The sequence below is a fragment of the Streptomyces zinciresistens K42 genome (genome assembly GCF_000225525.1).
Lineage (GTDB): Bacteria > Actinomycetota > Actinomycetes > Streptomycetales > Streptomycetaceae > Streptomyces > Streptomyces zinciresistens.
This window is the reverse complement of sequence record NZ_AGBF01000339.1, coordinates 1-4,210: the sequence shown is the minus strand read 5'-3', so window position 1 is coordinate 4,210 and position 4,210 is coordinate 1. Positions and strand designations below refer to the sequence as shown.

Annotated in this window: 2 protein-coding genes; both read right to left on the bottom strand. The window is 73.0% G+C overall.

The annotated features are described in order from the left end of the window. Positions 1–73 precede the first annotated feature (73 nt). Positions 74–1,927: an AfsR/SARP family transcriptional regulator gene (locus SZN_RS35870; RefSeq protein WP_007505263.1), complete on the bottom strand. Its 1,854-nt coding sequence runs from the start codon at positions 1,925–1,927 to the stop codon at positions 74–76. A gap of 343 nt (positions 1,928–2,270) precedes the next feature. Next, a partial coding sequence (locus SZN_RS35865) for an amino acid adenylation domain-containing protein (RefSeq protein WP_007505262.1) occupies positions 2,271–4,210 on the bottom strand: 1,940 nt, incomplete at its 5' end.

Genomic DNA, 4,210 nt, shown 5'->3' with positions numbered 1-4,210 from the left:
GGCCGCCGGGTCCCGCGGGCCGGTGGCGGCCGGCCCGCCGCCACCGGCCCGCGGGCGGTCGCCCGTGGGGGAGTCATACCGTCTGCGTGTCATAGACCGCGCGCTCCCCGTCCCGCTGGTGCCCGCCGGACAGTCCCGCACCGGTGCGGCCGCACCGGGCCAGTGTGATCCGGTCCACCACGTCCTGGGCGGCGACGGGCCCGAGTTCGGCCGACGCGCGCTGCCGGGCGTGGTCGCGGACCAGCGAGTTGAACGCGTAGGTCGGGCAGCCCCGGTCCTCGCCCGGGGCGACGGCCAGCAGATGCAGGTTGACCAGCGTGTCCAGCAGCCGCTGGGTGTCCTCGCCGGGCCGGTCGGAGACGACGGAGGCCATCCACTCGGGGACGCACTCCAGATCGCACAGGCTGAGCCGCAGCCACAGCCGGTACGCGGTGGGCGGCAGATGGTCGAGCGTGCCTTCGAGTCGCGCCCCCATGTCCAGCCAGCCGATGGAGAGTTCGGCGATCCGGTTCTGCCGGGTCGCCAGACGTTCGGTGAAGCTCCGCAGGGTGCACTGCGGCCTGGCCCGCAGCCGCGCCCCGGCGGCCCTGATGGCGAGCGGCAGGTGCCCGCACAGCGCGGCGATCCGCCGGGCGCTGTCGACCTCGGCGCAGACCCGTTCCCGGCCCACGAGGGAGCCGAGCAGGTCCAGCGCCTCGTCCGTGGACAGGCCGTCGACGCCGTGCTCGGTCAGACCGGAGATCTTCAGCAGCCTCGACCGGCCGGTGCACAGCACCGCGCTCTCGCCGTTGGGCAGCAGGGCCTCGTAGCGGTTCGACTCGGACACGTCGTCCAGTACGATCAGCAGCCGCTTGGGGGCGGTGACGCTGCGGAACAGCGCGGCGCGCGCGGCCAGGCCCGCCGGGATGCGGTGCTCGGGCACCCCCAGCGCGTCGAGGAAACCGTTCAGCACCTCCAGCGCGGGTACGGGTTCGGTCTGGCCGCGCAGGTCCGCGTAGAGCTGGCCGTCGGGGAAGTGCTGCCGCAGGGCGAGCCCGGCGTGGATGGCGAGGGCGGTCTTGCCGCTGCCCGCGCAGCCCGAGAGCGCCACGACGCGCGGTCCGCCGCTCGCGAGCAGATCCGACGTGACACGGTGGAGCAGCTCGCGCCGGCCGGTGAAGTCCTTGGTGTGGGGCGGCAGTTGGGCGGGCACTTTGGCCGGTGCCGGGACCGGCTGGTGCACGGCCGCCGACGGCGGGCCGATCGGACCGCCGGAAAGGATCTTCTGATGCAGCTCCTGAAGTCCGGCACTCGGCTCCAGCCCGAGGTTCTTGATCTGGGCCAGCCTGCTGTTGCGGTAGACGGTGAGGGCCTCGGCGCGGCGCTGCGAGAGATGCAGCGCTGTCATCAACTGTGCGCAGAGCCGTTCCCGCATCGGGTATTCGGCGACCAGGGGTTTGAGTTCACTGATGAGTTCCGCGTGGCGGCCGAGCGTGAGACCCACGTCGAGCCATTCCTCCAGGACCGAGAAACGGCGTTCCTCCCAGTGCGCGGCCGCCGCGTAGGTCAGCGGTCCCGAGATGTCGGCGAGCGGTTGCCCCCGGAAGAAGGCGAGCGCCCGCTGGTATTCGGCGGTGGCGGGATCCAGTTCACCCTCGGCCACCAGCGCGCGGGCCCGGCGCACCGCCTTCTCGAAGGCGTGGGCGTCGAGATCGTCCTCGCCGAGGCATATGCGGTAGCCGCCCTGCTCGGTCTCGATCAGATTGACCGGGGCGCCCGCCGCGGCGAAAGCGTTCCGCAGCCGCCAGACACACGTCTGGATCTGTTTGTCCGCCGTGGCGGGCGGAGTGGAGCGCCAGACCGCGTCGATGAGCGAATTGACGGGAACAACGCGGTTCGCGTGGAGTAATAAAGCCGCCAGGACGGTCAGTTGGCGATTGCGGCCCACGCGAATGGGTTTGCTGTGGATGATGACCTGAAGGGGCCCCAGGATGCGAAAGAAGATGTCACGTCCATTGTCGTCGCGACTTTCGCGCGAACGACCGGTATTGAAAGATGAATAACCATTTTGAATGGACAAGATCATCCTCCATGCGCCAGAGTGATTCGGGTCGGCCGAGAAGCCTGGGAGCGTCCTCTAGTCATGTTGTACCCGTGCTCCGGGGTTGTCATGGGGGCTGTGGAGAATCTCTCCCGGACCGCTGGTTCCTGCACAGTGCAAAATGCGGACTGGCGTGAACAGGCCCGGTTTCCCGGGTGTTCTTCTCGGCGTTCGCCCGTTCGGGCATCCGCTATGCCCGCCGGCCGGAGATCGCCATGGTGCGGAGTGCCGGTGTGTCCACCTTTCCACCGGGTGTTCTCGGCAGTTCCGCGAGCAGGGCGATGTGATCGGGACGCATCTGCTCCGGCAGCGATTCGGCTATCCCCCGCCGAAGTTCCCCGACGGTCGTGTCCGGTCCCGCCACCACGAAGGCGACGAGCCGTTCCACGGCGTGGTCCGCGCGCAGCAGCACCGCGCAGTCGCGCACCGCCGGATGGGTGCGCAACGCCGCCTCCACGTCGCCGAGTTCGATCCGGTGACCGCGCACCTTCACCTGGTGGTCCACCCGGCCCAGGATGCGCAGCCGGCCGTCCTGCCCCCACCGCCCGCGGTCCCCGGTCCGGTACAGCCGCTCGCCGGGCCGGTGGGGATCGGGCAGGAACCGTTCGGCCGTCAGCGCCGCCCGGCGGTGGTAGCCGCGGGCCACCCCCGCCCCGCCCAGATAGATCTCGCCGGGAATCCCGGGCGGTACCGGCCGCAGCCGCCCGTCCAGCACGTACGCCCGGTAGCCGGGCACCGGGCGCCCGATCGGGACGGCCGCGCCGGCCGCCTCGGCGGGGCCGCAGCGGTGCGTGGTGGCCCAGACGGCGCACTCGGTCGGCCCGTAGTCGTTGAACAGCGGCGCCCCCGGGCACCGTTGCAGATGCTCGGCGACGATCTGCGGGCTGAGCGGTTCGCCTCCCACGGCCACCATGGCGAAGCGGTCGAGCACCTCGGGCCCGGCGACCTGGAGCAGGACGCGGTAGTGCGAGGGCACGGCGTGGACGTGGGTGACGGCCGCCGAGCCGAGCAGGCCGCGCAGCGCCATCGGGTCGTGCGCCTCGCTCTCGGTGGGCAGCACCACCGTGCCCCCCGAGGTCAGCGCCCAGTACATGCCGCCGGCCGCGCCGTCGAAGCACAGCGGCGGCAGTACGAGGTCCCGGCCGGGCGGCGGACCGCCCGCCGCCCGCGCCGCGGTGGACGCGACGATCGCCCGGTGGTGCACGCCGATGCCCTTGGGAGTGCCGGTCGAGCCGGACGTGTAGATGACGTACGCGAGTTCGTCGGGGGTGACCGGCACGCCGGGCGGGGTGCCCGGCAGCCCGGCCGCCCCGTCGGCCGTCAGCACCGGCACCGGCACGTCGAACTCCGGCCGCCGGGCGGTGAGCAGGGCCACGGCCCCGGCGTCGGCCAGGATGCGCAAGACCCGCGCCGGGGGGTACGTCGGCTCGATCGGCACATAGGCGGCGCCGGCCTTCAGGGTGCCCAGCATCGCGGTCACCGACCAGGCGGAGCGGTCGGTCAGCAGCGCCACCAGCGTGCCGCGGCCCGCCCCGGCCGACCGCAGCAGACGGGCCACCCGGTTGGCGTCCGCGTCCAGTTGCCCGTGGGTCAGCTCGGTCTGCCCGCACCGCACGGCCGGCGCGTGCGGGGTACGCCTGGCGTGCTCCTCGATCAGCGTGTGCAGACAGCCGGTGGGCACGGCCGTCTCCGGACCCCGCGACCAGCGGTCCAGCGCCGCCCGCTCCGCCGCCCCGACCCCGTCGACCGCGTGCACGGGCAGGTCGTCCAGCAGACCGTCCAGCACGGCGAGCAGCCGCTCCGCGAACACGGCGACGGCGCTCTCGTCGTACAGGCCGGCGTCGTGGTCCACCCGCAGCGCCGTGTCCTCCAGACGGATCAGCATGCCGTGCTGGGCGACCGCGTCCGGTGGCGTCACCGCCAGCGCGCCACGGCCGCCGACCCGCTCCGCCTCCCGTGGCCCGTACGGAGCCACCGCCAGCGCGGCGTGGAATCCCGGGGCGAGCGGCACACCGGAGGCGACCGCGTCCCCGGCCGCCCGCAGCGCGACCGACCCCGTGACGTCCTCGGCCACCGGCGGCACGACCGCCAGGGGCTCGTCCCGGGCGACGACCAGTCCCGTGCCGGGCC